This window comes from Pseudoflavonifractor sp. MSJ-37 (assembly GCF_018917965.1).
Taxonomy (GTDB): domain Bacteria; phylum Bacillota; class Clostridia; order Oscillospirales; family Oscillospiraceae; genus Pseudoflavonifractor_A.
The window spans coordinates 296,961-317,880 of record NZ_JAHLPP010000001.1 but is presented as its reverse complement, the minus strand read 5'-3'; the positions used below and the strand labels follow the sequence as shown (position 1 = coordinate 317,880).

Annotated in this window: 17 protein-coding genes, 4 tRNA genes and 1 riboswitch; of the genes, 5 read left to right on the top strand and 16 right to left on the bottom strand. The window is 63.3% G+C overall.

Features of this window, described 5'->3' with window-relative positions:
• Nucleotides 1–27: 27 nt before the first annotated feature.
• The 4 genes from KQI12_RS01405 to KQI12_RS01390 all read right to left on the bottom strand — a co-directional run bounded on the left by KQI12_RS01405 (nucleotide 28) and on the right by KQI12_RS01390 (nucleotide 5,096).
• Complete coding sequence (locus KQI12_RS01405) at nucleotides 28–240, bottom strand: hypothetical protein (RefSeq protein WP_216570095.1); 213 nt, start codon at nucleotides 238–240, stop codon at nucleotides 28–30.
• Complete coding sequence (locus tag KQI12_RS01400; RefSeq protein ID WP_216571347.1) at nucleotides 237–2,624, bottom strand: phosphoketolase; 2,388 nt, start codon at nucleotides 2,622–2,624, stop codon at nucleotides 237–239. Before KQI12_RS01400 ends, KQI12_RS01405 begins: the two co-directional genes overlap by 4 nt.
• Nucleotides 2,625–2,848: 224 nt before the next feature.
• A complete protein-coding gene (locus KQI12_RS01395; RefSeq protein ID WP_216570094.1) occupies nucleotides 2,849–3,709 on the bottom strand; it encodes a hypothetical protein in 861 nt (286 codons plus the stop codon).
• Between the two features lie 28 nt (nucleotides 3,710–3,737).
• Nucleotides 3,738–5,096 (bottom strand): MATE family efflux transporter, encoded by a 1,359-nt coding sequence (locus KQI12_RS01390; protein WP_216570093.1) that lies wholly within the window; start codon nucleotides 5,094–5,096, stop codon nucleotides 3,738–3,740.
• A 345-nt stretch (nucleotides 5,097–5,441) separates the two neighbouring features.
• Between KQI12_RS01390 and KQI12_RS01385 the strand changes: the two genes are divergently transcribed.
• The 3 genes from KQI12_RS01385 to KQI12_RS01375 all read left to right on the top strand — a co-directional run bounded on the left by KQI12_RS01385 (nucleotide 5,442) and on the right by KQI12_RS01375 (nucleotide 5,976).
• Nucleotides 5,442–5,517, top strand: a tRNA-Ala gene (locus KQI12_RS01385).
• Between the two features lie 49 nt (nucleotides 5,518–5,566).
• Nucleotides 5,567–5,794, top strand: coding sequence for a helix-turn-helix domain-containing protein (locus KQI12_RS01380; RefSeq protein ID WP_216570092.1), 228 nt, complete (start codon nucleotides 5,567–5,569; stop codon nucleotides 5,792–5,794).
• Nucleotides 5,791–5,976 (top strand): hypothetical protein, encoded by a 186-nt coding sequence (locus KQI12_RS01375; protein WP_216570091.1) that lies wholly within the window; start codon nucleotides 5,791–5,793, stop codon nucleotides 5,974–5,976. Before KQI12_RS01380 ends, KQI12_RS01375 begins: the two co-directional genes overlap by 4 nt.
• Here the strand turns inward: KQI12_RS01375 and KQI12_RS01370 are convergent.
• Entirely contained in the window at nucleotides 5,954–7,099 is a 1,146-nt protein-coding gene (locus KQI12_RS01370) for a DUF4317 domain-containing protein (RefSeq protein ID WP_216570090.1), read from the bottom strand. The two genes, KQI12_RS01375 and KQI12_RS01370, sit on opposite strands and share 23 nt — an antisense overlap.
• 159 nt (nucleotides 7,100–7,258) lie before the next feature.
• Nucleotides 7,259–8,077, bottom strand: a complete 819-nt coding sequence (locus tag KQI12_RS01365) for a cell wall hydrolase (protein WP_253290759.1) — start codon at nucleotides 8,075–8,077, stop codon at nucleotides 7,259–7,261.
• Between the two features lie 423 nt (nucleotides 8,078–8,500).
• Between KQI12_RS01365 and KQI12_RS01360 the strand changes: the two genes are divergently transcribed.
• Nucleotides 8,501–8,591: transfer RNA gene (locus tag KQI12_RS01360), tRNA-Ser, on the top strand.
• Nucleotides 8,592–8,728: 137 nt separating this feature from the next.
• Here KQI12_RS01360 and KQI12_RS01355 read toward each other — a convergent pair.
• The 8 genes from KQI12_RS01355 to KQI12_RS01320 all read right to left on the bottom strand — a co-directional run bounded on the left by KQI12_RS01355 (nucleotide 8,729) and on the right by KQI12_RS01320 (nucleotide 19,732).
• Nucleotides 8,729–10,600: an S-layer homology domain-containing protein gene (locus KQI12_RS01355; RefSeq protein WP_216570088.1), complete on the bottom strand. Its 1,872-nt coding sequence runs from the start codon at nucleotides 10,598–10,600 to the stop codon at nucleotides 8,729–8,731.
• A gap of 27 nt (nucleotides 10,601–10,627) precedes the next feature.
• Nucleotides 10,628–11,818 carry an ABC transporter permease gene (locus tag KQI12_RS01350; RefSeq protein WP_216570087.1) on the bottom strand — a complete coding sequence of 397 codons (1,191 nt, stop codon included), beginning with the start codon at nucleotides 11,816–11,818 and terminating at the stop codon, nucleotides 10,628–10,630.
• Nucleotides 11,815–12,558 (bottom strand): ABC transporter ATP-binding protein, encoded by a 744-nt coding sequence (locus KQI12_RS01345; protein WP_305849781.1) that lies wholly within the window; start codon nucleotides 12,556–12,558, stop codon nucleotides 11,815–11,817. Before KQI12_RS01345 ends, KQI12_RS01350 begins: the two co-directional genes overlap by 4 nt.
• A gap of 1 nt (nucleotide 12,559) precedes the next feature.
• Nucleotides 12,560–14,374 (bottom strand): efflux RND transporter periplasmic adaptor subunit, encoded by a 1,815-nt coding sequence (locus KQI12_RS01340; protein ID WP_216570084.1) that lies wholly within the window; start codon nucleotides 14,372–14,374, stop codon nucleotides 12,560–12,562.
• 430 nt (nucleotides 14,375–14,804) lie between these two features.
• Complete coding sequence (locus KQI12_RS01335) at nucleotides 14,805–15,512, bottom strand: response regulator transcription factor (RefSeq protein ID WP_216570082.1); 708 nt, start codon at nucleotides 15,510–15,512, stop codon at nucleotides 14,805–14,807.
• Complete coding sequence (locus tag KQI12_RS01330) at nucleotides 15,481–16,935, bottom strand: HAMP domain-containing sensor histidine kinase (protein WP_216570081.1); 1,455 nt, start codon at nucleotides 16,933–16,935, stop codon at nucleotides 15,481–15,483. The genes KQI12_RS01335 and KQI12_RS01330 overlap by 32 nt, the downstream gene beginning before the upstream one ends.
• 169 nt (nucleotides 16,936–17,104) lie before the next feature.
• Nucleotides 17,105–18,289 carry a methionine adenosyltransferase gene (gene metK / locus KQI12_RS01325; RefSeq protein ID WP_216570080.1) on the bottom strand — a complete coding sequence of 395 codons (1,185 nt, stop codon included), beginning with the start codon at nucleotides 18,287–18,289 and terminating at the stop codon, nucleotides 17,105–17,107.
• 94 nt (nucleotides 18,290–18,383) lie between these two features.
• Nucleotides 18,384–18,495: riboswitch (SAM riboswitch) on the bottom strand.
• A 148-nt stretch (nucleotides 18,496–18,643) separates the two neighbouring features.
• The gene (locus tag KQI12_RS01320) at nucleotides 18,644–19,732 is read right to left on the bottom strand and encodes a glycerol dehydrogenase (RefSeq protein WP_216570079.1); all 1,089 of its coding nucleotides are present in this window, start codon (nucleotides 19,730–19,732) and stop codon (nucleotides 18,644–18,646) included.
• Nucleotides 19,733–20,130: 398 nt separating this feature from the next.
• Between KQI12_RS01320 and KQI12_RS01315 the strand changes: the two genes are divergently transcribed.
• A complete protein-coding gene (locus tag KQI12_RS01315) occupies nucleotides 20,131–20,526 on the top strand; it encodes a hypothetical protein (protein WP_216570078.1) in 396 nt (131 codons plus the stop codon).
• A gap of 193 nt (nucleotides 20,527–20,719) precedes the next feature.
• Here KQI12_RS01315 and KQI12_RS01310 read toward each other — a convergent pair.
• Both KQI12_RS01310 and KQI12_RS01305 read right to left on the bottom strand, forming a co-directional pair.
• Nucleotides 20,720–20,795 (bottom strand) — tRNA-Lys (locus KQI12_RS01310).
• 48 nt (nucleotides 20,796–20,843) lie between these two features.
• Nucleotides 20,844–20,918 (bottom strand) — tRNA-Gln (locus KQI12_RS01305).
• Between the last annotated feature and the right edge of the window lie 2 nt (nucleotides 20,919–20,920).

Here is a 20,920-nt window from a genome sequence, read left to right as displayed (position 1 = left end):
GGACACTATTTTCTTCGGCGACGGAGCTCAATAGCCCTCCGCAGCGGCGGTCTCTGCCTCAGACCAGTCTGCCAGGACCTCCGGCGAGGCGGAGGGCGTCGGCTCTGCCGTCTGGACCGGCGGCTCCGTGGGCGGGAGCGTCTCCGCCGGCGCGTGGTCTCCGCCGCAGCCGCTCAACATCAGGGCACAGAGGACCAGCAGGCTCCCAAGCGTCCCGGGCCATCTCTCCTGTCTCCTCATTCGATCTCGATCCCTTTCCCGTCGTTCCACTTCCAGTCCCGGATCTCGGGCATATCCACGCCGTTGGTGATGATATACTGCTTGTGCTCCACCAGCTTGTCCTTCATGAGCTGGATCAGGAAGGAGCCCCGGTTGCCCAGCTGGGGCAGACGCTTCACCACGTCCTCCACCAGATGGAACCGGTCGATGTCGTTCTGCACCCGCATATCGAAGGGGGTGGTGATGGTCCCCTCTTCCTTATAGCCGCGGACATGGAGCCGCTTGTTGCGGCGGCGGTAGGTCAACTCGTGGATCAGAGTGGGGTAGCCGTGGAACGCGAAGATGATCGGCTTGTCCACAGTGAAGAGGGCGTCATAGTCCTCGTCCGTCAGCCCATGGGGGTGCTCCGTATGGGGCTGGAGCTTCATCAGATCCACCACGTTGATCACCCGGATCTTCAGCTCGGGCAGATACTTGTGGAGGATGGTCACGGCGGCCAGAGTCTCCAGCGTGGGGGTCTCGCCGCAGCAGGCCATGACCATGTCGGGCTCCTCCCCCTGATCATTGGAGGCCCACTGCCAGATACCGATGCCGTGGGTGCAGTGCTTGATGGCCTGATCCATAGTCAGCCACTGGGGCCGGGGATGCTTGGAGGTCACCAGCACGTTCACATAGTTCCGGCTCCGGATGCAGTGGTCGAAGCAGGAGAGCAGGCAGTTGCCGTCCGGGGGCAGGTAGAGCCGCACTACATCAGCCTTCTTGTTGGCCACATGGTCCAGGAAGCCCGGGTCCTGATGGGTAAACCCATTGTGGTCCTGCTGCCACACATTGGAAGAGAGGATATAGTTCAGAGAGGCGATGTCCTGCCGCCAGGGGAGCTGGGCACAGACCTTCAGCCACTTGGCGTGCTGGGCGAACATGGAGTCCACGATCCGGATGAAGGCCTCATAGCTGTTGAACACCCCATGCCGCCCGGTGAGGAGATAGCCCTCCAGCCAGCCCTGGCACATATGCTCTGAGAGCATCCCGTCCATGATGCGGCCGTCCGGAGCCAGATGGTCGTCCCGGTCGGTGCGGTCGGCGTTCCAGCACCGGTCGCTCTCCTGGAACACCGCGCCCAGCCGGTTGGACATGGTCTCATCCGGGCCGAACACCCGGAAATTCCGGGCGTCCTCGTTGCGCTTCAGGATGTCCCGGATGAACTTGCCCAGCTCGGTCATGTCCTCCCCCTCCACCGCGCCGGGGGCGGGGACGGGGACGGCATAGTCCCGGAAATCCGGGATCCGCAGGTCCCGCAGGAGCAGACCGCCATTGGCTCGGGGATTGGCGCCCATGCGCCGGTCCCCTTTGGGGGCCAGGGCCTGGAGCTCTGGGATGAGGGTGCCGTTCCGGTCGAAGAGCTCCTCCGGGCGGTAGCTCCGCAGCCAGTCCTCCAGGATCTTCAGGTGTTCAGGATGGTCCGCGCTGATGGACACAGGGACCTGGTGGGACCGGAAAGTCCCCTCCACCCGGAGGCCGTCCACCTCCTTTGGCCCGGTCCAGCCCTTGGGGGAGCGGAACACGATCATGGGCCAGCGGGGACGGGTGGTGTCGCCATTGGCTCGGGCGTTCTGCTGGATGCGCTGGATCTCCCGGACGGCCCAGTCCAGGGCCGCCGCCATCTGCTGATGCATCTTGGCCGGGTCGTCCCCCTCCACGAAGCGGGGGGTCCAGCCGCACCCCTTGAAGAAGTCCTCCACCTCCTCGTGGGTGATGCGGGAGAAGATGGTAGGGTTGGAGATCTTATAGCCGTTCAGGTGGAGGATCGGCAGGACCGCGCCGTCTGTCACCGGGTCCAGAAACTTGTTGGAGTGCCAGGCAGTAGCCAGAGGCCCGGTCTCGGCCTCGCCGTCGCCCACCACGCAGGCGGCGATCAGGCTGGGATCGTCCAGCACCGCGCCGAAGGCATGGGCCAGAGAGTAGCCCAGCTCGCCCCCCTCATTGATGGAGCCTGGGGTCTCCGGGGCAGCGTGGCTCGGGATACCGCCGGGGTAGGAGAACTGCCGGAAGAGCTTCTTCATGCCCTCCGCATCCCGGCTGATGTTAGGATACACCTCGCTGTACGTGCCCTCCAGATAGGTCTGGGCCACCATCGCGTTTCCTCCGTGGCCGGGGCCGGAGAGATAGATCATATCGAGGTCGTACTTCACGATGATCCGGTTCAGATGGGTATAGATGAAGTTCTGCCCCGGCACCGTGCCCCAGTGGCCCACGATGGTCTTTTTCAGATGCTCCGGCCGCAGGGGCTTGCGGAGCAGAGGATCGTCCAGCAGATAGATCTGCCCGGCGGCCAGATAGTTGGCCGCCCGCCAGTAGGCGTCGATCTTACGGAGCATCTCCGGGGTGAGCGGCCCCTTCTTCGACATCCGGGTCGAGGTTTTCGCGGCGGTCTTTGCCGCGCCTGCTGTCTTTCGCACCAAGATAACGACCTCCTTCTCTCATTTATCACGCTGTTATTATATGCTCCACAGCGGTAAAGTCAAGCAGGAGGCGCTATACTGCGCCGTAAAAGCTCTGTACTGACGGATAAGGATGCGGGAAGCCCCTTTCGTTCCGCCCATAGGAATAAAAAGGGCTTCTCAGATGAGCCTCACGCTCCGTAATTGGTCTCCAGCCGCAGATGTCCCACGCTCAGGGCCTCCCCGTTCCAATCCACGTCCGCCAGCAGGCGGGCGAACTGCCAGGGCTCCTCCACACCGGTGAGGCGGAGGCCCACGCCGAAGATAGCGGTGATCCGGCCGTCCTCCTCCCGGAAGTAGGTCTCCCCCTGGAGGGTCAGGGGACGCTCCGGGTCCGGATCCGGCTGCTCCTCCAGCCAGCAGGTGCTGTCCGAGCCGTCCACCGTCAGGTCCACCTGACCGGTGTGGGCGTCGAAGGTATAGCCGATCTGCTCCAGGAGGGCCCCCTCCCAGTCGGCAGCCCGGAGGGCGGCATCGGTCCAATGTCCCTCGGTCCGGTCATAGAGATGGAGCTCGAAGATGTGCTCCGCGGCGCTGTTGACGGTGAGGTAGTCCACCGCCAGCTCATCATCGCCGTCCCCGTCGTAGTCTCCCTGCCACAGGATGGGCAGGATCGGAGCCTCCTCCGGCAGGAAGGTCTGGTCGGACCACTGGGGCTCCCCCACCGCCGGGACCAGCAGGACGCCGCCGCCGTAGTGCCCGCTGAGGCCGTAGAGGTCCAGGCCCAGCTCCTCCGCGCTCCCCAGCCGGATGATCCGGGGGCCGGTGCCGGTCAGGAACGCCTCCGGGTCGGCGAGGGCGTCCTCCAGATCCGCCTCCGTGACATCCCTCCAGGAGAGGGCGGGTGTTCCCGCAGCAGACGGGGATGCCGCCGCTGAGGCCACGGGGCGGTCGGCCGGGGCGGGGATCCCGTCGGTCCCGGCCGACCCGGAGCAGGCGGAGACCGACAGGAGCATGGCTCCCGCCAAAAGGATCGTGATGGAACGTCTCATGATGATAGGACCTCGCAGTCAGATAGAGTCAGGACAGCCCGTCGATGGGCGCGATACCGGTGCGGTATACCCGGCGGTACAGGAGCGCGGCGGCAATGCAGGGCAGGCCCTCCGCGATCACGAAGGCATACCACACCGCCCCCGGTCCCGCCAGCCGTCCCAGCAGGAGGGCCGTGGGGAACAGCAGGAGCATCTGCCGGAAGAGACTGAGCCACAGGCTGTAGGAGGGCTTCCCCACCGCCTGGAACGCAGAACTCAGCAGGATGGACACGCAGGCGGGCAGGAAGGTCAGGGACAAGATCCGCAGGGCGGGGATCCCGGCGGCCAGGGTGGCCTCGTCCGCCCGGAAGAGGCTCAGGAGCGGACCGGGCACCAGCCAGAAAATCAGCATGCCCGCCAGCATGATCGTCCCGCCGATCTGCAGGGCGAAGCGGATGGCCCCGCTCACCCGCTCCGGGGACTTGGCTCCGTAATTGTAGCTCACCACCGGCGTCAAGCCGTTGTTCAGACCGAAAGTGGGCATGAAAATGAAGGACTGGGCCTTGAAATAGGCCCCCATGATGAACACGCCGGTCTCCGAGAACAGGCCGAGGATCTTGTTCATGCCCAGGCTCATGACGGTGAACAGAGACTGCATGGCGATCGCAGGCACACCGATCCGGTAGATGTCCGCCAACACGGCGGCTTGAGGCCGGAAGCCCTTCAGCGATACCTTGACCACGCCCTTCCGGGCCACCATGGTCAGGCCGATGAGCATCCCCACCAGTTGGCCCAGTCCGGTGGCCAGGGCTGCGCCCGCCACGCCCATGGCCGGGACGCCCAGCAGACCGAAGATCAGGATCGGATCCAGCACCAGATTGGTCACGGCCCCCAGCCCCTGGATGATCATGGGGCCTACCGCGTTGCCGCCGGCCTGGAGCACCCGCTCGGTGGCGAACTGCATACAGGACCCCAAGCTCAGGATCGTCACGATCCGCAGATAGGTGACACCGTATTCGATGACTCTGTCCTGGTCCGTGTAGAGCATCATGAAAGGCCGTGCGCCGAACCAGCCGGCCAGGGCGAACACCAGCCAATAGCATAGATAGACGGCATAGCCGTGGACCGCCACGGCCCGGGCCTCCTCCGTCCGCTTCTGTCCCAGGCGGCGGGACAGCATGGTGTTGACGCCCACGCCGGTGCCCGCCTGGATCGCGGTGATCAGGCTCTGCACCGGGAACACCAGGGACAGGGCCACGAAGGCGTCGTTGTTGAGCCAGGAGACGAACACGCTGTCCACCATATTGTACAATGCCTGCACCAGCATGGAGAGCATCATGGGCCAGGACATAGAGAGCACCAGCCGGCGGATCGGCATGACCCCCATCCTGTTCTCGGTCCGATCCATCGAACCACCGTCCTTTCTTCAAAAAGACAGCGGGCTTCCGCTGTCATAGGGAAACCCGCTGTCCAATTCGTTCAGACGTCATGTGCCGTGCGTGGGGACGACGGGGACAAGATCGAGCACGGCACACATTCAATTGTTCTGATCAGATTATAGAACAGTGCCGGGCGGATGTCAAGTACCGCTCTATACTCAAGAGTATCCAAACGCGCAGATCAAAGGAGGTCGAGTCGAATCAGAAAAAATCAAAAAAAGAGGTTGACATCTTAGAGATGAGGCGTTATAATAAGCAACGTTGATTTGCTGAACAGCAGACAGCAAGAAGGAGTACAGGTAGAAACAGAATATGGGGGTATAGCTCAGCTGGGAGAGCGCTTGAATGGCATTCAAGAGGTCAGCGGTTCGATCCCGCTTATCTCCACCAAACCGGAACATCGAAAGATGTTCCGGTTTTTCTATGTCCAGAGCGTTTTATGAGAAAGCAGAGGATGACCCAAGTCGATCTGGCCCAGCAGCTCAGCGTGCCCCCCAAGGCGGTCAGCCGCTGGGAGCGCGGGATCGGCTTCCCGGACATCGATACTCTGGCTCCGCTGGCGGAGGCTCTGGACGTCAGCCTCCAGAAGCTCATGCGCTCGGAGCGGAGCGGACCGCCCCGTCCCGGACCGCCGCCCCGCTCTCTCAGGAGGCGGCGGCCAAAATGATGTCCGACGCGGTAGCGATGGCACGGGAGGGTGTCCGCCGCAGGCGGCTATCTCCTGACCTGCGGCGGACGGGACTGGGACTGGCTCTCCGGCTCCTCCACTCAATCGGCGTGGACGGCTGGGATCTGGCCTACGGCCTGTACCAGCTCTTCCTCCTGATCACGGGACGTCTCTGTCGATGATCTGGATGGACACGCCGTTGACCTCCACGTTCTCGTCCGCCCGGATCAGGATGTACTTCACGCCGTCGATCACCCGGGTCTCCACCAGATCGCCCCGGTCCGGGTCCACCCGGATCATGACGCTGGGCATCTTGACCTCCAGCTTCTTCACATCCACCAGGTTCTGAGGCGGGAGCTTGGCCCCCTCGCCGAACTGGGCGTCATAGGCCTCGCTGAACAGGTCCACCTGAGACCGGGAGACACCGCAGGAGGCCAGCACGCCGCCGATGGCGTCCCGGTCCATGACCAGAGGCTCCGCCTCCTTGTCCTGCTTGTGCTCCTCCAGGAGCAGGCTGATCTGATCGTGGACGGCCTGGATGGTGTCCATGTCGCACTCGTCCTCCAGCGTGTCGGAGAGGATGGCCTGGAAGGTCTCCCTCTGCTGGTCGGCAGGCATGGGCAGAGGCTGGCCGAAGAGGGCCTGGGACAGCTCCTCCCGGCTGTCGCCGCTGCTCCGGGTGTAGTAGAGGGTCTCGTACAGGTCGGCGCTCCGGTCGTTGAAGGCCGGGAACAGGAAGCCCACCTCCGGATTGGAGACCACCCAGTCGATGGTCCGGCTCCGGAACACGTTCTCCTCGATCTTATAGCTCAGGGCGGGCTTGGTCAGCTTGATGGGGCACAGGGCGCACAGGATATAGGAGTACACCTGGTCGGAGGCATCCGCCTGGTCCATGCCGTCCTTGGAGCGATAGGGCACATCATAGCGGTCGTGGGCCAGCAGGATCAGGTAGCTCCCCTCCAGAGGCACTGTGTCGATCACCTTCCCGAAGAAGGCGGCGATCGCGTCCTCGTCCTTCAGGCCGGAATCCCGCAGGGACATGAGGAGACCGTGCTCCTCGCTGTGGACCACCTGCTGGGTGTCGAAGCTGATGCCCAGCAGGTTCCGGCCCAGACCGCCGGACAGGGCCCGCCGGAGGATGCCCAGCAGGGTGTCCTGCTCATCCTCGGACATCATAGCCAGGGACTGGTCGAACTGGGAGACGATCTCCTTGTTCTCATTCACATAACAGCCGCGGACGTGGGTGATGCTGGTCTTTTCCCGGCGGAACCGGCGGCGGATCTCGGAGACTTCTTTTTCGTTCATGGGTCTTTCCCTTCCTTGTCGTTCGATCGGGCCGGTGCGGCCCGGAGGATATCGGTTCGAGTGTACCCCTTATCATAGCCCATCCCAGCCCGGCGGGCAAGCAAAAAATATGGCTCAGCGATGCCATCGCACATCGCTGAGCCATATATCCTATTCCGATCAGGCGTAGAAGGCGTGGGCCCCGATGGTGGCCACACAGGTGCGGTTCCGGCTGGCCCAGCTGTTGGGCGACACGGACGGATTGATGAAGTAGAGGCTCTTTCCGGTGGTATTGACGCCCTCCAGACAGAGCTTGGCGGCGATGACGCTCTCCTCGCTGGGCGTCCGGTAGATGGAGCCGCTTCTGACCGGAGAGAACTGGCCGCTCTGGAAGATCACGCCCTTCACGGTGCTGGGGAAGCGGCTGTCCTTCACCCGGTTGAGGATCACGTTGCCCACGCCGATCTTTCCGGCCAGGGACTGGTTCCCGCTCTCCGCATAGATGATGCGGGAGAGCCAGTAGAGGTCGTCAGCGTTATAAAAGCGGTCGCCGGAGGCGATGGGACCGGTGCCGGACTGGAAGCACACGCTCTGGGTCGCCTCGTCCCAGCCGGACTTGGCGCCCAGGGCTTTGGCCAGCACCCAGGCGGGGACCATCATATTGCCGTTGTTCTGCCGCACGCCGCCGGCCACATACAGATAGCGGCCGTTGGCCACGATATACTTGGCGCCGGGCTTGACGCAGAGGGTCAGGCCGCTGGCGCGGGCCACGGACTGGCCGTTCTCCCAGGACGCGGTGGCGTTGGGATACATGGCCTTCACCACGGTCCAATAGGCGACATAGGTATTCTGATCGATGACTTCGATCGTGGCGTTGGCCGCGGCGGTCTTACCGTCCACGACTACGTTCGCGCTCCGCTCGGCGGCGGCCGCATGGACGCACAGCATCAGGCTCAGGGCCAGACACAGCGCCAGGCTGGACACACGCTTCAGGATCATAATGAGGATACCTCCCGTTACATTCCGATTACAAACTGTTACTTCTTTTTCACTAGATCGTAACCATATTGTAACCCTTTTTCATGCAGATCGCAAGCACTATTTTTGTCGAGTCCGTGAAAGCACTGCGGCGCAGTCGGTTCGAGAGGCTTCCATTTTCTCCGCAGGCCCTGTTTCGCCTGTTTTTGTTCCCATTTTCGGTAACGATCTGTTACCACTTTTCCACCCCTTCTCCCCCGCTCCGTATCCGGCCTCCGGACCGCCCCTCCCCGCCCCCGGACGGCAGGGCGAAACCATGGGCTCCGGCAGGCTTCGGAAAATTTTTTCGGATTTTTTGAAAAAAGTGCTTGACGTTTTGGATATGCGTGGTATAATAGACCTTGTTGCTGATGCAGTTGACCGCTCAGTAACAGGAAGAACGATGCAGCAGTATCGAAGTGGTCATAACGAGCACGACTGGAAATCGTGTAGCCGCTAACCCGGCTCGAGAGTTCGAATCTCTCCTGCTGCGCCAGAGAAAAGGGACGTACCGTATGGTGCGTCCCTTCTTTTTTGCCTTCGATCCTCTTTCCTCGGCCGCGTAAAACAGGATGCCCCCTGCCGGAAGTAAGTCCTTCCGGCAGGGGGCATTTCTCGTTCCGGGGATCCCGGTCAGTTCGGCGCGGCCACGATGATACGGATCCGGCCGCCGGCGGCATAGCCGAAGTCGTCGTACCAGCCGGTCAGGCGGTAGTCGTCATCGTTGATGTCGGCCAGCTTGGTCACATAATAGCCGTTGCTGGTGCTGTCATCCTTCAGGAGCACCTGCACATCCTCGTCCAGCAGATACTTCCGGTTGTCGGACATGGCATACAGGTCGCCAAGGCTGGTCAGGCTCACGGACTGGAGCTGCTTGATGTTGTTCACCGCGCCGTCCTTGTAGACCAGCATGGCGCCGCCGATGGACACGCTGTACGCCGTGGAGCCGCTGATGGTCTGGCTCTGGCCGTCCAGATAATAGGTATAGCTCCCGCTGACGCTCATGCCGCCGGTCTCGCTGGCGGCCCGGGTCAGGTAGATATAGTCCATGGTGTCGCCGGTGGCCCTGTTCAGGATCAGCCGGTCGATCTCGCCGCTCCCGTTCAGAGAGTAGTAGAGCACATCGCCGGAGGACAGATCGCTGCCCGCCAGACGAGACGGATAGATCCGGGCATAGCCGCCGGTGCTGTCCGTGTCCAGGATCTGCACGTCCGCGGCCAGACGATAGCCCGCGAAGGTGGAGCCGTCCGAACTGAACCGGCCCTCCAGCGTAGCCTTGGACTGGTCCTTGAGCCTGCTGGCGCTCCCATCAGTATCCACGGACACGATCCGGCCGGCGGACCAGGTGGAGCCGCTGTGGTAGAAGGTCCGCAGGACGCCGTCGGTGCAGGCCACCTGAGTGGCGGTCTGGATGCTGGCGCTGTCCGCGCTGGTGGTGTTGGAGCTGGAGGCCGACTTGGCGCTGGCCACCACCACGCCGTAGTAGGTGGTATCCTCGCTGTTCTGAGCGGCAGAGATGACGGAGACCACCTCTCCGTCCTTGCCCAGCAGGAGGGTCACAGTGTCGCCGGTGCGGAAGCTGCCCTGGCTGGAGAACTGGTAGACCACGGTGGAGGTCCCCAGATCATAGCGGTTCCCCGCTACGGTGACGGCCGTCGGGGCGGCGGTGTTGGGTGACACGTCGGTCAAGGTCCCGGTGATCCGGTCGCTGTACACCCACACGGTGCGCAGGCTCTCATTATAATAATAGACGTCGTACCGCTTCACGGCGGACAGGCTGGAAGCGGTGCCGTTCCGGTAGACCGTCACGCCGCTGGTGGAGAAGGGCAGGCTCACAGAGCCGGACTGGGCCACATAGGGTCCCTTCGTGTTCTTGTTCACCAGCGTGGGCCAGTCCAGCTCGTCGTTGGTGATGGTATAGCCCAGGGTCGTGCCGTACACCTGTCCCCCGCCGGTCTCCGCCAGGAGGGCATTGTAGAACAGGCCCACGCACTCCTGCCGGGTCAGCTTCTGGCCCTGCTTCACGTCCAGGTCGTCCAGCAGGCCGATGGCACTGGCCTTGGAGAGCTGGGCGCTGGGGAAGGACCCGGCCAGGGCGCCGGAGTCATAGCCCAGCATCCGCAGGAGGGCGGTGCAGGCCTCCTCCAGCGTGATCGTGTTCCCAGGGCGGAAGGTGCCGTCCACATAGCCGGACACCCAGCCCTGCTCCACAGCCAGACGGATATAGCCGCTGGCCCAGTGGCCGGTCTTCACGTCCTTGAACAGGGCGGAGCCGTTGCTGGCGCCCACGGTATCCTTATACGGAGAGGCGGCGGTCATCATGGTGACGAACTCCGCCCGGGTGACGGCGTTCCCCAGATTCAAGTTCCCGTTCCCGTCGCCGGACAGGATGCCCAGCACCCGGATGGTCTCCAATTTGGTGTCCGCGTCCGCCGCCAGGGCCGGGGCCGCCAGAGAGGCGGTCAGGCACAGGGCGGTGAACAGACACAGTGCGCGTTTCTTCATTGAGATCCTACTCCTTCTTGTCGTCGGTCAGTCATAGTGCAGGGCGTCGATGGGGTTCAGACGGGCGGCCTTCTTGGCGGGCAGGTACCCGAAGAGGATGCCGATGCCCACGGAGATCCCGAAGGCCAGGGCCACTGCGCTCATGGTGGGGGACACGTTCAGGCTGGCGTCCATCAGACTGCTGGCCACCTGAGAGGCCACAGTGGAAAGTCCCTTCCCCAGCAGGATGCCCAGCACGCCGCCCAGGGCGCTGGTGCAGGCCGCCTCGATGACGAACTGCTGCATGATATAGCGTTCTTTGGCGCCCAGCGATTTTCGGATGCCGATCTCCCGCGTCCGCTCCGTGACGGAGACCAGCATGATGTTCATGATGCCGATGCCGCCCACCACCAGAGAGATGGCGGCGATGCCTGCCAGGATGCCCACCAGGATGTTGATCATGCTGGTCATCGTCTCTACCATCTCCGACATGCTGGTCACATTATAATAATCGTCGCTGGCGAACACCTCGTAGAGGGCGCTCTCCAGTACGCTCACGCTCTGCTTGACCTGCTCCTCGTCCTTCACCGTGATGACGTAGGCGCTCACAGTGCCGGTGAGGCGGGCGGCGGTGCTGTACGGCAGATAGAGGCAGTCGTCACTGCCGCTCTCCTCCAGATCGTCGTCCTTCTGGGTCAGGACGCCCACCACGGTGAGGCTCTGTCCCCCCACCCGGAGGGTCTGGCCCACGGAATTGCCGCCGAAATAGGCCTGATCCAGATAGGCGCCGATCACGCAGACCTTGGCCCGGCCGGCGATGTCGCTGTACTGGAGCCTCCGCCCCTGGGCGATCTCCCGGCCGTAGATCGTGAAGTAGTCCTCACTGACGCCGGAGACACTGGTGGTGCTCACCGTGTCCGAGCCGATCTTCACCTGTCCAGGCATGGAGACCGTAGGGGAACACAGGTCCAGATAGCCGCTGTTCTCCGACACGATGTCGTACATATCGTCCACGCTGAGCTGGCGGGTAGCGCCCCGGGACTGGACGGTGACATTGAGGGTGTTGGTGCCCAGGTCGGAGAAGCTGTCGGTCACATAGCCCTTCAGGCCGTTGCCCAGGCCCTCGATCAGGATCACCGCCGCCACGCCGATGATGATGCCCAGCATGGTCAGGAAGGTCCGCGTCTTGCTGGAGACGATGTTCTTCACTGCCAGCTCCAGGGATTCGAAGATGCTCATACGGCGGCCTCCTCTCCCGTCCCGGCCGCTTTGGGCGTGACCACCGCCTCCGGGGCGTCGGCGGGACCGTCGTAGATCACGTGGCCGTCCTCCAGCCGGATGATCCGCTGGGCCTGGACGGCGATGGAATTGTCATGGGTGATGAGGACGATGGTGTGGCCCTGCCGATGCAGGTCCTGGAGGATGGCCAGCACCTCCCGTCCGGTGCGGGAATCCAGCGCGCCGGTGGGCTCGTCGGCCAGGATCAGGGAGGGCTCCCCCACCAGCGCCCGGGCGATGGACACCCGCTGCTGCTGGCCGCCGGAGAGCTCGCTGGGCTTATGCTTGTATTTCTCCCGGAGGCCCACCACATCCAGGGCGGCCAGAGCCCGCTGACGGCGTTCGGCCTTGGGGACCCCGGCGTACATCATGGGGACCTCCACGTTCTCCGCCAGATTCAGCTTGGGCAGCAGGTTGTACTGCTGGAAGATGAAGCCCAGGAGCTCGTTGCGGATCTCCGCCAGTTCATCTCTGTTCATGCCGCCTACGTCCCGGCCATCCAGCAGATAGGTGCCGGAGGTGGGCACGTCCAGACAACCGATGATGTTCATGCAGGTGGACTTGCCGGAGCCGGACTGGCCCACGATGGCCACGAACTCCCCTTCGAAGATCTGGAAGGAGATGCCGTCCGCCGCCTTCACCACGGTGTCACCCATCTGGTAGTACTTACAGACGTCCTTGAATTCGATCAGCGCTCTCATATCAGAAGCCACCTCCCGGTCCGCCGCCGCCGGGCGCACCGCCGCCTCCGCCGGGGGCGCCGCCCATATCACCGCCGGTCATGCCGCCGGGACCCATCATCATGAAGTCGCCGCCGGAAGACGAGCTGGTGGGGATGTAGGCCACCACGTCGCCCTCCTGGAGGCCGGAGACGATCTCGATGTAGTCACCGTCGCTGACGCCGGTGGTCACCTGCACCGAGACGTACTGCTGGCTGTCCGCGCTCTGGGCGTTCTTCCCGTCCTTGTCCGCATCGCCCTCGGGGGCTTCGCCGTCTGCTGGAGCGTCCCCGGCGTCCGGCGCGCCGCTGGCCGCCGGGAGGGCCGTGGCCGCGTCCACCGCGCTGGGAGAGTCCGCCGTCACCAGGACGGTGTTGCCCCGGTTCAGGGCCGCCGCCGGGATGGACAGCACGCCGGAGGCGCTCTCCAGCTCGATGGTGGCATCCACGTTCATGCCGGGCAGGAGCCCGTCGGTCTCGTCGATGCGGATGGTCACCGGATAGGTGGTGGCACTGCCGGAGGAGGTGCCCGCCACGCTGACCTTGGTGACGGTGCCGGTATAGGTCTTGTCCTCCACCGCGTCGGCGGTGATGGAGACCGTCTGGCCCACGGCGATGTCGGAGATGTCCAGCTCATCCACGCTGAGGGTCATGGTCAGATAGGACAGGTCGTAGATCGTACACAGAGCCTTGTTGGCCTCGGTCGTCTCGCCGGCGTTGTAGTTCTTGTCCACGATGGTGCCGGTGATGGGGGCGGTGATGGTGTAGTCCTCCAGCTGTTCCGCCTGCTTGCTGTAAGACAGCTCCGCATTGCGCACATTGTCGGAGGCGCTCTGGATCTGCTCGTCCAGATCGTCGCTGGTGAGCTGGAGGACGGTCTGGCCCACGGAGACCCGGGTACCCTCGGACACAGGGATGGAGGACACGGTGCCGGAGGTCTTGGCGGTGATGGTCTTTTCCGCCTCATACTGGAAGGTGCCGCCGGAGGTGCTGCCCACCCCGGCCACCTGAGCGGAGGCCGACTGGGTGGTGGAGAGGCCGCCGGGGTTGGTCACCTCGATCGTGACCTGGTGGACGATCATATTTCCGGTGAGGACCTCCGTGTTGGCATCGATGGCGCTGACGGTGCCGGTGAGGGTCTCGAAGGTGGAGTCCAGCGTCACGGTGGCGCTCTGGCCCACATAGAACTGCTCGGCGTCGTCTGCCGGGAAGGGCACCTTCAGCTTCATGGTGTCGGAGTCCCGGAGAGTGGCCACCTGCTGGCCGGCGTTCACATCGTCGCCCACCTCCACGTCCAGGGTCACGATCCGGCCGGCGGCGGGGGCCGTGACGGTCAGGTCGCTCTTGTCCTTCACCTTATTGTTATAATTCCGCTTGGCCTGATCCACGGAGAGCTGGGACTGCTCCAGCGAAGTGGCCGCGTCAGAGCTGTCGATGGTGTAGAGGACCGTGCCCTCCTGGACCTGGTCCCCCTCTTGGAAGTCGGCGGAGAGGATCGTGCCCTCCTTCAGCGTGGTGACAGAGTAGGAGTCCGCCGCCTCCAGGGTGCCGCTTCCGGTGATGGTGGCGGTGATGTCCCGGCGCTCCACCTCGGCGGTGGTATAGGCTCCCTCAGCGGCGGCCGCCGCCTGTCCGCCTTTGCTCCGGACGGTCTTGACCACACCCGCGGCCACCGCGGCCACGACCACCAGAGCCACGATCCGCTTGACGGGCAGCTTCCTCCGCCGTCTCTTGGGGACAGAGCCCTCGGAGGCAGGGGCTCCATCCGTCTGCTTTTTCAGGCTCAGCTTCGGTATCATATCCATTCAGCCATCCTTTCCATGCTGGATCTAAATTCAACAGGCTCTATCATATCAGACCGCTCTCAACTCGATGTGAAGGAAATCTAAAGGATCTATAAACACAGAGAAGATCTCGGGCGCTCCGGCGCTCGTTTTTCTCCTATCCGGCCAAAAAACAAGCCCCCGGCACCGCTCGGCGCCGGGGGACCAGCGTGTCGAACCAGTTCGACACGCTTCTCAGAAATGCTGGTTCGTTCTTCGATGGGATGCAGGCCGCCGCGCACACTCGCTTTGCTTGCACGCTAGCGGCCTGAGAAGAGTTTTTTCTGAGGCACATGTCCTCAGAAAAAACGCCTTACATCTCATTCTGTCACCTGCGGGTGACGGAACTCTGCGAGGCTCTTGCACTGCTCAACGGGAGAAATAACTTTTTTGACAGACCAAGTCCCTATCTCTCTTTGTTCAGCCGATAGCCCGCGCCCCAGACCGTCTCGATGATCTTGGGGTGGGCCGGGTCGTCCTCGATCTTCTCGCGGATGCGGCCGATGTGGACCGTGACCGTGGCGCTGTCCCCCACATAGTCATAGCCCCAGATGGCCTCGAAGAGCTGTTCCTTGGAGAACACGATGTTGGGCTCCTCCGCCAAAAATTTCAGCAGCTCGAACTCCCGGTTGGGCAGACGGAGCTCCTTGTCTCCCTTGTAGACCTTCCAGCTCCGGGGCAGGATCCGCAGGTCCCCCACCGTGATGGTGTCCCGGTCGGAGGCGTCCACCCGGCTCCCAGCCTTCACCAGCCGGTCATACCGGCTCAGGTGGGCCTTCACCCGGGCCACCAGCTCTGCCGGGTCGAAGGGCTTGGCGATGTAGTCGTCGGCCCCCAGGCCCAGGCCCCGGATCTTGTCCACCGAGTCGGTGCGGGCAGTGACCATCAGGATCGGCACATCCACCTTGTCCCGGATCTGGCGGCAGACCTCATAGCCGTTCCGCCCCGGCAGCATCAGGTCCAGCAGGATCAGGTCATAGCCGCCGCCCAATGCCTCCGAGGCCGCCGCCGTTCCATCGGGCACCAGTTTGGTCTGGAACCCCTCGATCTCCAGATAGTCCCGCTCCAGCATGGCGATCTCCTCATCGTCCTCCGCGATCAGGATCTTCCGCATGATGGTCCTCTCCTCCTTTCAGACCGGTGGGCAGAGCCAGCTCGAACACCAGTCCGCCGCTGTTCTCCGCCCGGATGGTCCCTCCATGGGTCTCCACGATGTGCTTCACGATGTACAGGCCAAGGCCGCTGCCCTCGCCGCTCTTCCCGCTCCGGGCGGGGTCCTCCCGCCAGAACTGCTCGAACAGATGGGGCAGATCCTCCTCTGCCACGCCCCGTCCGTTGTCGGCGAAGCGGAGACGCTCCGTCTCCCCCTCCCGCCAGACCGTCAGGACCAGCCGCAGAGGGTGGGCCCCGGCGTAGCGCACCGCGTTCTCTGTCAGGTTGGATAGCACCCGGCCCATCTGCTCCGTGTCGATCCGCACCGGGTGGGGGCCTGGACGGACTTCCAGCTCCATGGAGCCCCCCTTCTGCTCCAGCTCCCCTGCCGTGTCCCGGACGAAGCGCTCCACGAAGCGGCCCAGGTCCTCCTCCACCGGGAACCAGGGCAGTGCTCCGGTCTCCAGCTTGGAGAAGTAGAACAGCCGCTGGAGGAGCACGTCCATCCGGCAGGCGTTCCGGTAGGCGATGTCCAGATACTGGGTCCGCTTTTCCGGCGTATTGGCCACCCCGTCCCGCAGGCCCTTGATGTAGCCCTTCACCGAAGTGAGGGGGGTGCGCAGGTCGTGGGAGATCCCCGCCACCAGGTCGGTGCGGGCCCGCTCGTGGGCGGCGTTCTTCTCCCGCTCCCGCAGAAGATGCTCCTGCATCTGCTCGAAGGCGGCGCAGACCGCGGTGAACTCGTCCTTCCCCTCATAGCCCACCGGCTGGGACAGGTCGCCCCCCTCGATCCGCCGTGCCGCCGCGGTCAGGGCCTCCACCGGGCGCATCATCCGCCGGACCTGGATCTTGGCGGAGACCATGCTCAGGGACACGATCACCAGGATCGCCGCCCCGCCGATCACCAGCACCGTCAGGAGCATGGTCTCGTTCTGGGGCCGCTGGCGGCCGAAGAACTCCGGGGCGTCGGGGTGGGACATGGCAATCAGTGTATAGGCCCCGTTCCGGACCCCGACCGTCATGATGCCCTCGCTCCAGATGGAGAGAGCCCGGTCCCCGGCCCAGTCCACCGCCCCCATGGTGCGGCGGAGGATCTCCTGCTGGAAGGGGTCCAGACTGGAGTAGAGCTCCTGTCCATCCCCCTGGACGCAGAAGTTGTATCCCAGCTCCCTCAGCTCCCGGCTGAGGGCCCCCAGGGTCTCGGAATCCGGGTCCCACCCGTCCAGCAGGCTCTGGACCTGGGCGGCATTGCTGTCCGGGTCGGTGAAGGACCGCTGGAGATAGTAGTCATCGATCCGCCGGATCGCCAACACGCTGATCAGGAGCAGGGCGGTCAGGGCCGCCGTCACCACGATCGTATGATATAGGAAGATCCGCCGCTCCATACCGCCCGCTCCTCTCAGTCCGTCTCTCTGTCATCTTACCAGATCTGCCGCTCCCCCGCCACGGGGAGATGCTAAACTTTTTCGAAACTTTTCCCGGGAAAGGCCAAAAACGCGTCCCTCCGCGCACAGCCGTGCTTTGCGGAGGGACGCGTCTCAGTTCCTGTCCCGTTTACTGGAGGGCGGCCTTCAGGGCGTCCACCCGGTCGGTACGCTCCCAGGTCAGATCCAGGTCGGAGCGGCCCATGTGGCCGTAGGCGGCCACCTTGCGGTAGCCGGGGCGGCGCAGGTCCAGATCCCGGATGATGGCAGTGGGACGCAGGTCGAAGACCTTCTCCACCGCGGCCTCCAGGGCCTGGTCGGAGACGGTTCCGGTGCCGAAGGTGTCCACCCGGACGGAGACGGGCTCCGCCACGCCGATGGCATAGGCCAGCTGGATCTGACAGCGGGTGGCCAGACCGGCGGCCACCACGTTCTTGGCCACCCAGCGGGCGGCATAGGCGGCGGAGCGGTCCACCTTGGTGGGATCCTTGCCGGAGAAGGCGCCGCCGCCGTGGGGGGCGCTGCCGCCGTAGGTGTCCACGATGATCTTGCGGCCGGTCAGGCCGGAGTCGCCCTGAGGGCCGCCGATCACGAAGCGGCCGGTGGGGTTCACGTAGATCTTGGTGTCGTCGTCCATGAGGCCGGCGGGGATCGTGGGCTTGATGACCAGCTCGATCATGTCCCTGCGGATCTGCTCCAGACTGACCTCGGGGCCGTGCTGGGTGGAGACCACCACCGCGTCCACCCGGACGGGCTTGTCATCCTCGCCGTACTCGATGGTGACCTGGGTCTTGCCGTCGGGGCGCAGGTAGTCCACCAGGCCCTGCTTGCGCACGGCAGTGAGGCGCATGGCCATCTTATGGGCCAGAGAGATGGGCAGGGGCATGAGCTCCGGGGTCTCATCGCAGGCGTAGCCGAACATCATGCCCTGGTCGCCGGCGCCGTTGGTCAGGTCGTCGCCGGACTCGCCCTCCTTGCGCTCCAGAGACTCATCCACGCCCATGGCGATGTCGGCGGACTGCTCATCGATGGAGGTGATGACGGCGCAGGTGTCGCAGTCGAAGCCGTACTTGGCCCGGTCATAGCCGATCTCCCGGATCACATCCCGGGCGATCTTGGGGATGTCCACATAGCACTTGGTGGTGATCTCGCCCATCACATGGACGAGGCCGGTGGTGACAGTGGTCTCGCAGGCCACGCGGCCATTGGGATCCTGCTCCAGGATGGCGTCCAGCACGGCGTCGGAGATCTGGTCGCAGATCTTATCGGGATGTCCCTCGGTCACAGACTCGGAGGTGAAAAGCTTCTTGGCCATTTGGTACTTCCTTTCTATTTTGCACATTGCCTCATCGGATGGGGACAAAAAAACGCCCCGCCGTCCGGCGGAGCGCATAAAGACCTGTGAGCTTTCCTCATCTTTCGATCGTCACCGCCGGATTTGGCACCTTTCCACACCCGCTTGGGATGCTGGCAGGTTGCCGGGCTTCATAGGGCCGTTCCCTCCACCGCTCTTGATAAGGCTTATTCGATTGGTGTGTCTATTTTAGACCGATCGGGGCAGGCTGTCAAGAGGCAGATTGCCGGCCGGGACGAACGGCCTCCATCCTCCCATGAAAAACGCCCGGACGGCGCGTGTTTTCGCTTCGTCCGGGCATTCCCTGTGTTTCGTTTACCGGCGGCCCAGCTCGTCCACCTTCAGGATAGCGGCGTAGACCTCGTCGGGCGTGATATCGGCCCGGACGTTCTTGGTGGACTGGGTGGGGACGCAGGCGGCCTCGGCCACTTTGCGGATCTCCTCGTCCTTCACCTCGGTGATGCCCAGGTCCGCCAGCTTGGTGGGCAGGCCCACGGTCCGGCAGAAGCGGGACACCTCGTCGAACTCCTCCTGAGGCGCGCCCTCCAGGATCAACTGGCACAGCAGGCCGTAGGCCACCTTCTCGCCGTGGTACATGCCGTGGGCGGCAGGGACGTAGGCGAAGCCGTCGTTGATGGCGTGGGCGGCGGCCAGACCGCCGCTCTCGAAGCCGATGCCGGACAGGTAGATGTTGGCCTCCACCACGTTCTCCAGCGCCGGATCGCTCTCGCCCTTCTTCAGGGCCTCCAGAGCGGCGGCTCCATTCTGGATCAGCAGGTCGTAGCAGAGCTTGCTCATCATGTAAGCGGTGTTGGAGCACACGCCCCGGGCCATGCTCTTGGCGCCGCTGCGCTTGCAGGCGCGGGTCTCGAACCAGGTGGCCAGAGCGTCGCCCATGCCGGCCACCAGCAGACGGGCGGGGGCCTTGGCGATCACGGAGGTGTCCACCAGCACCAGGTCGGGGTTGCGCTTGGTCAGGAGCGCCTTGATGACCACGCCCTCCTCGTTGTAGATGACGGCCACGCCGGAACAGGGGGCGTCGTTGGAGGCCACGGTGGGGATGATGACCACAGGCTTGCCGCCCAGGTTCTCCGCGGCGGCCTTGGCGGTGTCGATGACCTTTCCGCCGCCGATGCCCACCATCACGTCACAGCCGTTCTCCTGGAACAGGTCCATGACGCGGCTGATCTCCGCCTTGGAGCACTCGCCGTGGAAGTCGCAGAACACATAGTCCTTCTCCACGCTCTTCAGAGACTCCTCGATGGTCTCTCCCACACGCTTCCTCGTGTTGGCGGTGCAGAGGAGGAAGAACTTGCTCCCCATCTTCTTCACGTTCAGGCCCAGCTTGGACAGCTCGCCCGCGCCCTGGGTGTACTTGCCGGGGGCCTTGATGCCGATGGACATAGAATAACACTCCCTTATCCGGTCTCGGGCCGGTCCGGCCCGCGTTTCGATGTTTCGACTGGCATTCTAGCATCCAAACGCTTGAACTGTCAAGGACAGATATCAGCCGGGAGGGATGCTCCGGGGAGGCAGAGCCGGCCCTCCAATGCGGAGAGCAGGAGGGGACGCGGCCCCGATCCAAGTTGACATCCAGAGAAAGGCAACATATACTGTCCTCATAGAAATGCCTTCCGGCATTTCGAGCGGCACACCGTTGCGGAGCGGCTCACTTTCTAGTGGACTCCGATTAGAATAGCGGCGTGCCGCTTCCCTTTTTGCGCGTATGGAGGAAATGTTTGGAACCTTCCGCAATATTTTACGTCTATAAGAATAGGAGTATACAGCAAGGAGGGCACAATATGAAGAAGAGGCTCGTTATCATAGTCTGTATCCTGGCCGCTGGTATGTTCATTTTTAGAACTCAAAGGCCTTACAAAGATCTGGCCCCCTCCGATATCACTTCTGCGACCGTCCATTTGAGCCCGCCGGATAAGACCATCCAGATCACAGAAACTGAAATCGAAGGACTCGTTCCATATCTCAAAGAGATCACGATCTATCATAAAGATGATTCGTATTACGAATATAATGGTCAAGCGGTCACCTTCACGCTCAGCATGACAGATGGTTCTAAGGAAACGATCGTCGCATATGCTCCATTCGTCGTGATCGATGGGACCGGATACAAGGCAAAATACGCACCGTGTGAAGGACTGAACAACTACGCCAACAAGCTGCTGCACGCACAGAGATGAGTTTGTAAGCGACGCCTTCGGTGGATGACCCGCCGGGCGGCGTTCCGATCGCGTTCCCATCTGTGATCTTTGCGGTCACATACGCATCCCACCCCATCATAGACGCTTTCCCGCAACGTATGTATGATGCCCGCAAGCCCTTGCGAGAGTAAGAGAAAACCCCGGAACCATTGCGGTTCCGGGGTTTCCGTTTTGGTGACCCGTCGGGGATTCGAACCCCGGACCCACTGCTTAAAAGGCAGTTGCTCTGCCGACTGAGCTAACGAGTCGAACGAAGAAAAAGAACGATGGAGCATCGCCTCACCGATATCATGCGATGGCAGGGATGGCTGGGCTCGAACCAGCGAATGCGGGAGTCAAAGTCCCGTGCCTTACCACTTGGCTACACCCCCAT

What these genes read in the sequence shown, in the direction of transcription:
- KQI12_RS01405 (WP_216570095.1), bottom strand. Translation starts at nt 240, where the DNA reads ATGAGGAGACAGGAGAGATGGCCCGGGACGCTTGGGAGCCTGCTGGTC.
- KQI12_RS01400 (WP_216571347.1), bottom strand. Translation starts at nt 2,624, where the DNA reads ATGTCGAAGAAGGGGCCGCTCACCCCGGAGATGCTCCGTAAGATCGAC.
- KQI12_RS01395 (WP_216570094.1), bottom strand. Translation starts at nt 3,709, where the DNA reads ATGAGACGTTCCATCACGATCCTTTTGGCGGGAGCCATGCTCCTGTCG.
- KQI12_RS01390 (WP_216570093.1), bottom strand. Translation starts at nt 5,096, where the DNA reads ATGGATCGGACCGAGAACAGGATGGGGGTCATGCCGATCCGCCGGCTG.
- KQI12_RS01380 (WP_216570092.1), top strand. Translation starts at nt 5,567, where the DNA reads ATGAGAAAGCAGAGGATGACCCAAGTCGATCTGGCCCAGCAGCTCAGC.
- KQI12_RS01375 (WP_216570091.1), top strand. Translation starts at nt 5,791, where the DNA reads ATGATGTCCGACGCGGTAGCGATGGCACGGGAGGGTGTCCGCCGCAGG.
- KQI12_RS01370 (WP_216570090.1), bottom strand. Translation starts at nt 7,099, where the DNA reads ATGAACGAAAAAGAAGTCTCCGAGATCCGCCGCCGGTTCCGCCGGGAA.
- KQI12_RS01365 (WP_253290759.1), bottom strand. Translation starts at nt 8,077, where the DNA reads ATGATCCTGAAGCGTGTGTCCAGCCTGGCGCTGTGTCTGGCCCTGAGC.
- KQI12_RS01355 (WP_216570088.1), bottom strand. Translation starts at nt 10,600, where the DNA reads ATGAAGAAACGCGCACTGTGTCTGTTCACCGCCCTGTGCCTGACCGCC.
- KQI12_RS01350 (WP_216570087.1), bottom strand. Translation starts at nt 11,818, where the DNA reads ATGAGCATCTTCGAATCCCTGGAGCTGGCAGTGAAGAACATCGTCTCC.
- KQI12_RS01345 (WP_305849781.1), bottom strand. Translation starts at nt 12,558, where the DNA reads ATGAGAGCGCTGATCGAATTCAAGGACGTCTGTAAGTACTACCAGATG.
- KQI12_RS01340 (WP_216570084.1), bottom strand. Translation starts at nt 14,374, where the DNA reads ATGATACCGAAGCTGAGCCTGAAAAAGCAGACGGATGGAGCCCCTGCC.
- KQI12_RS01335 (WP_216570082.1), bottom strand. Translation starts at nt 15,512, where the DNA reads ATGCGGAAGATCCTGATCGCGGAGGACGATGAGGAGATCGCCATGCTG.
- KQI12_RS01330 (WP_216570081.1), bottom strand. Translation starts at nt 16,935, where the DNA reads ATGGAGCGGCGGATCTTCCTATATCATACGATCGTGGTGACGGCGGCC.
- metK (WP_216570080.1), bottom strand. Translation starts at nt 18,289, where the DNA reads ATGGCCAAGAAGCTTTTCACCTCCGAGTCTGTGACCGAGGGACATCCC.
- KQI12_RS01320 (WP_216570079.1), bottom strand. Translation starts at nt 19,732, where the DNA reads ATGTCCATCGGCATCAAGGCCCCCGGCAAGTACACCCAGGGCGCGGGC.
- KQI12_RS01315 (WP_216570078.1), top strand. Translation starts at nt 20,131, where the DNA reads ATGAAGAAGAGGCTCGTTATCATAGTCTGTATCCTGGCCGCTGGTATG.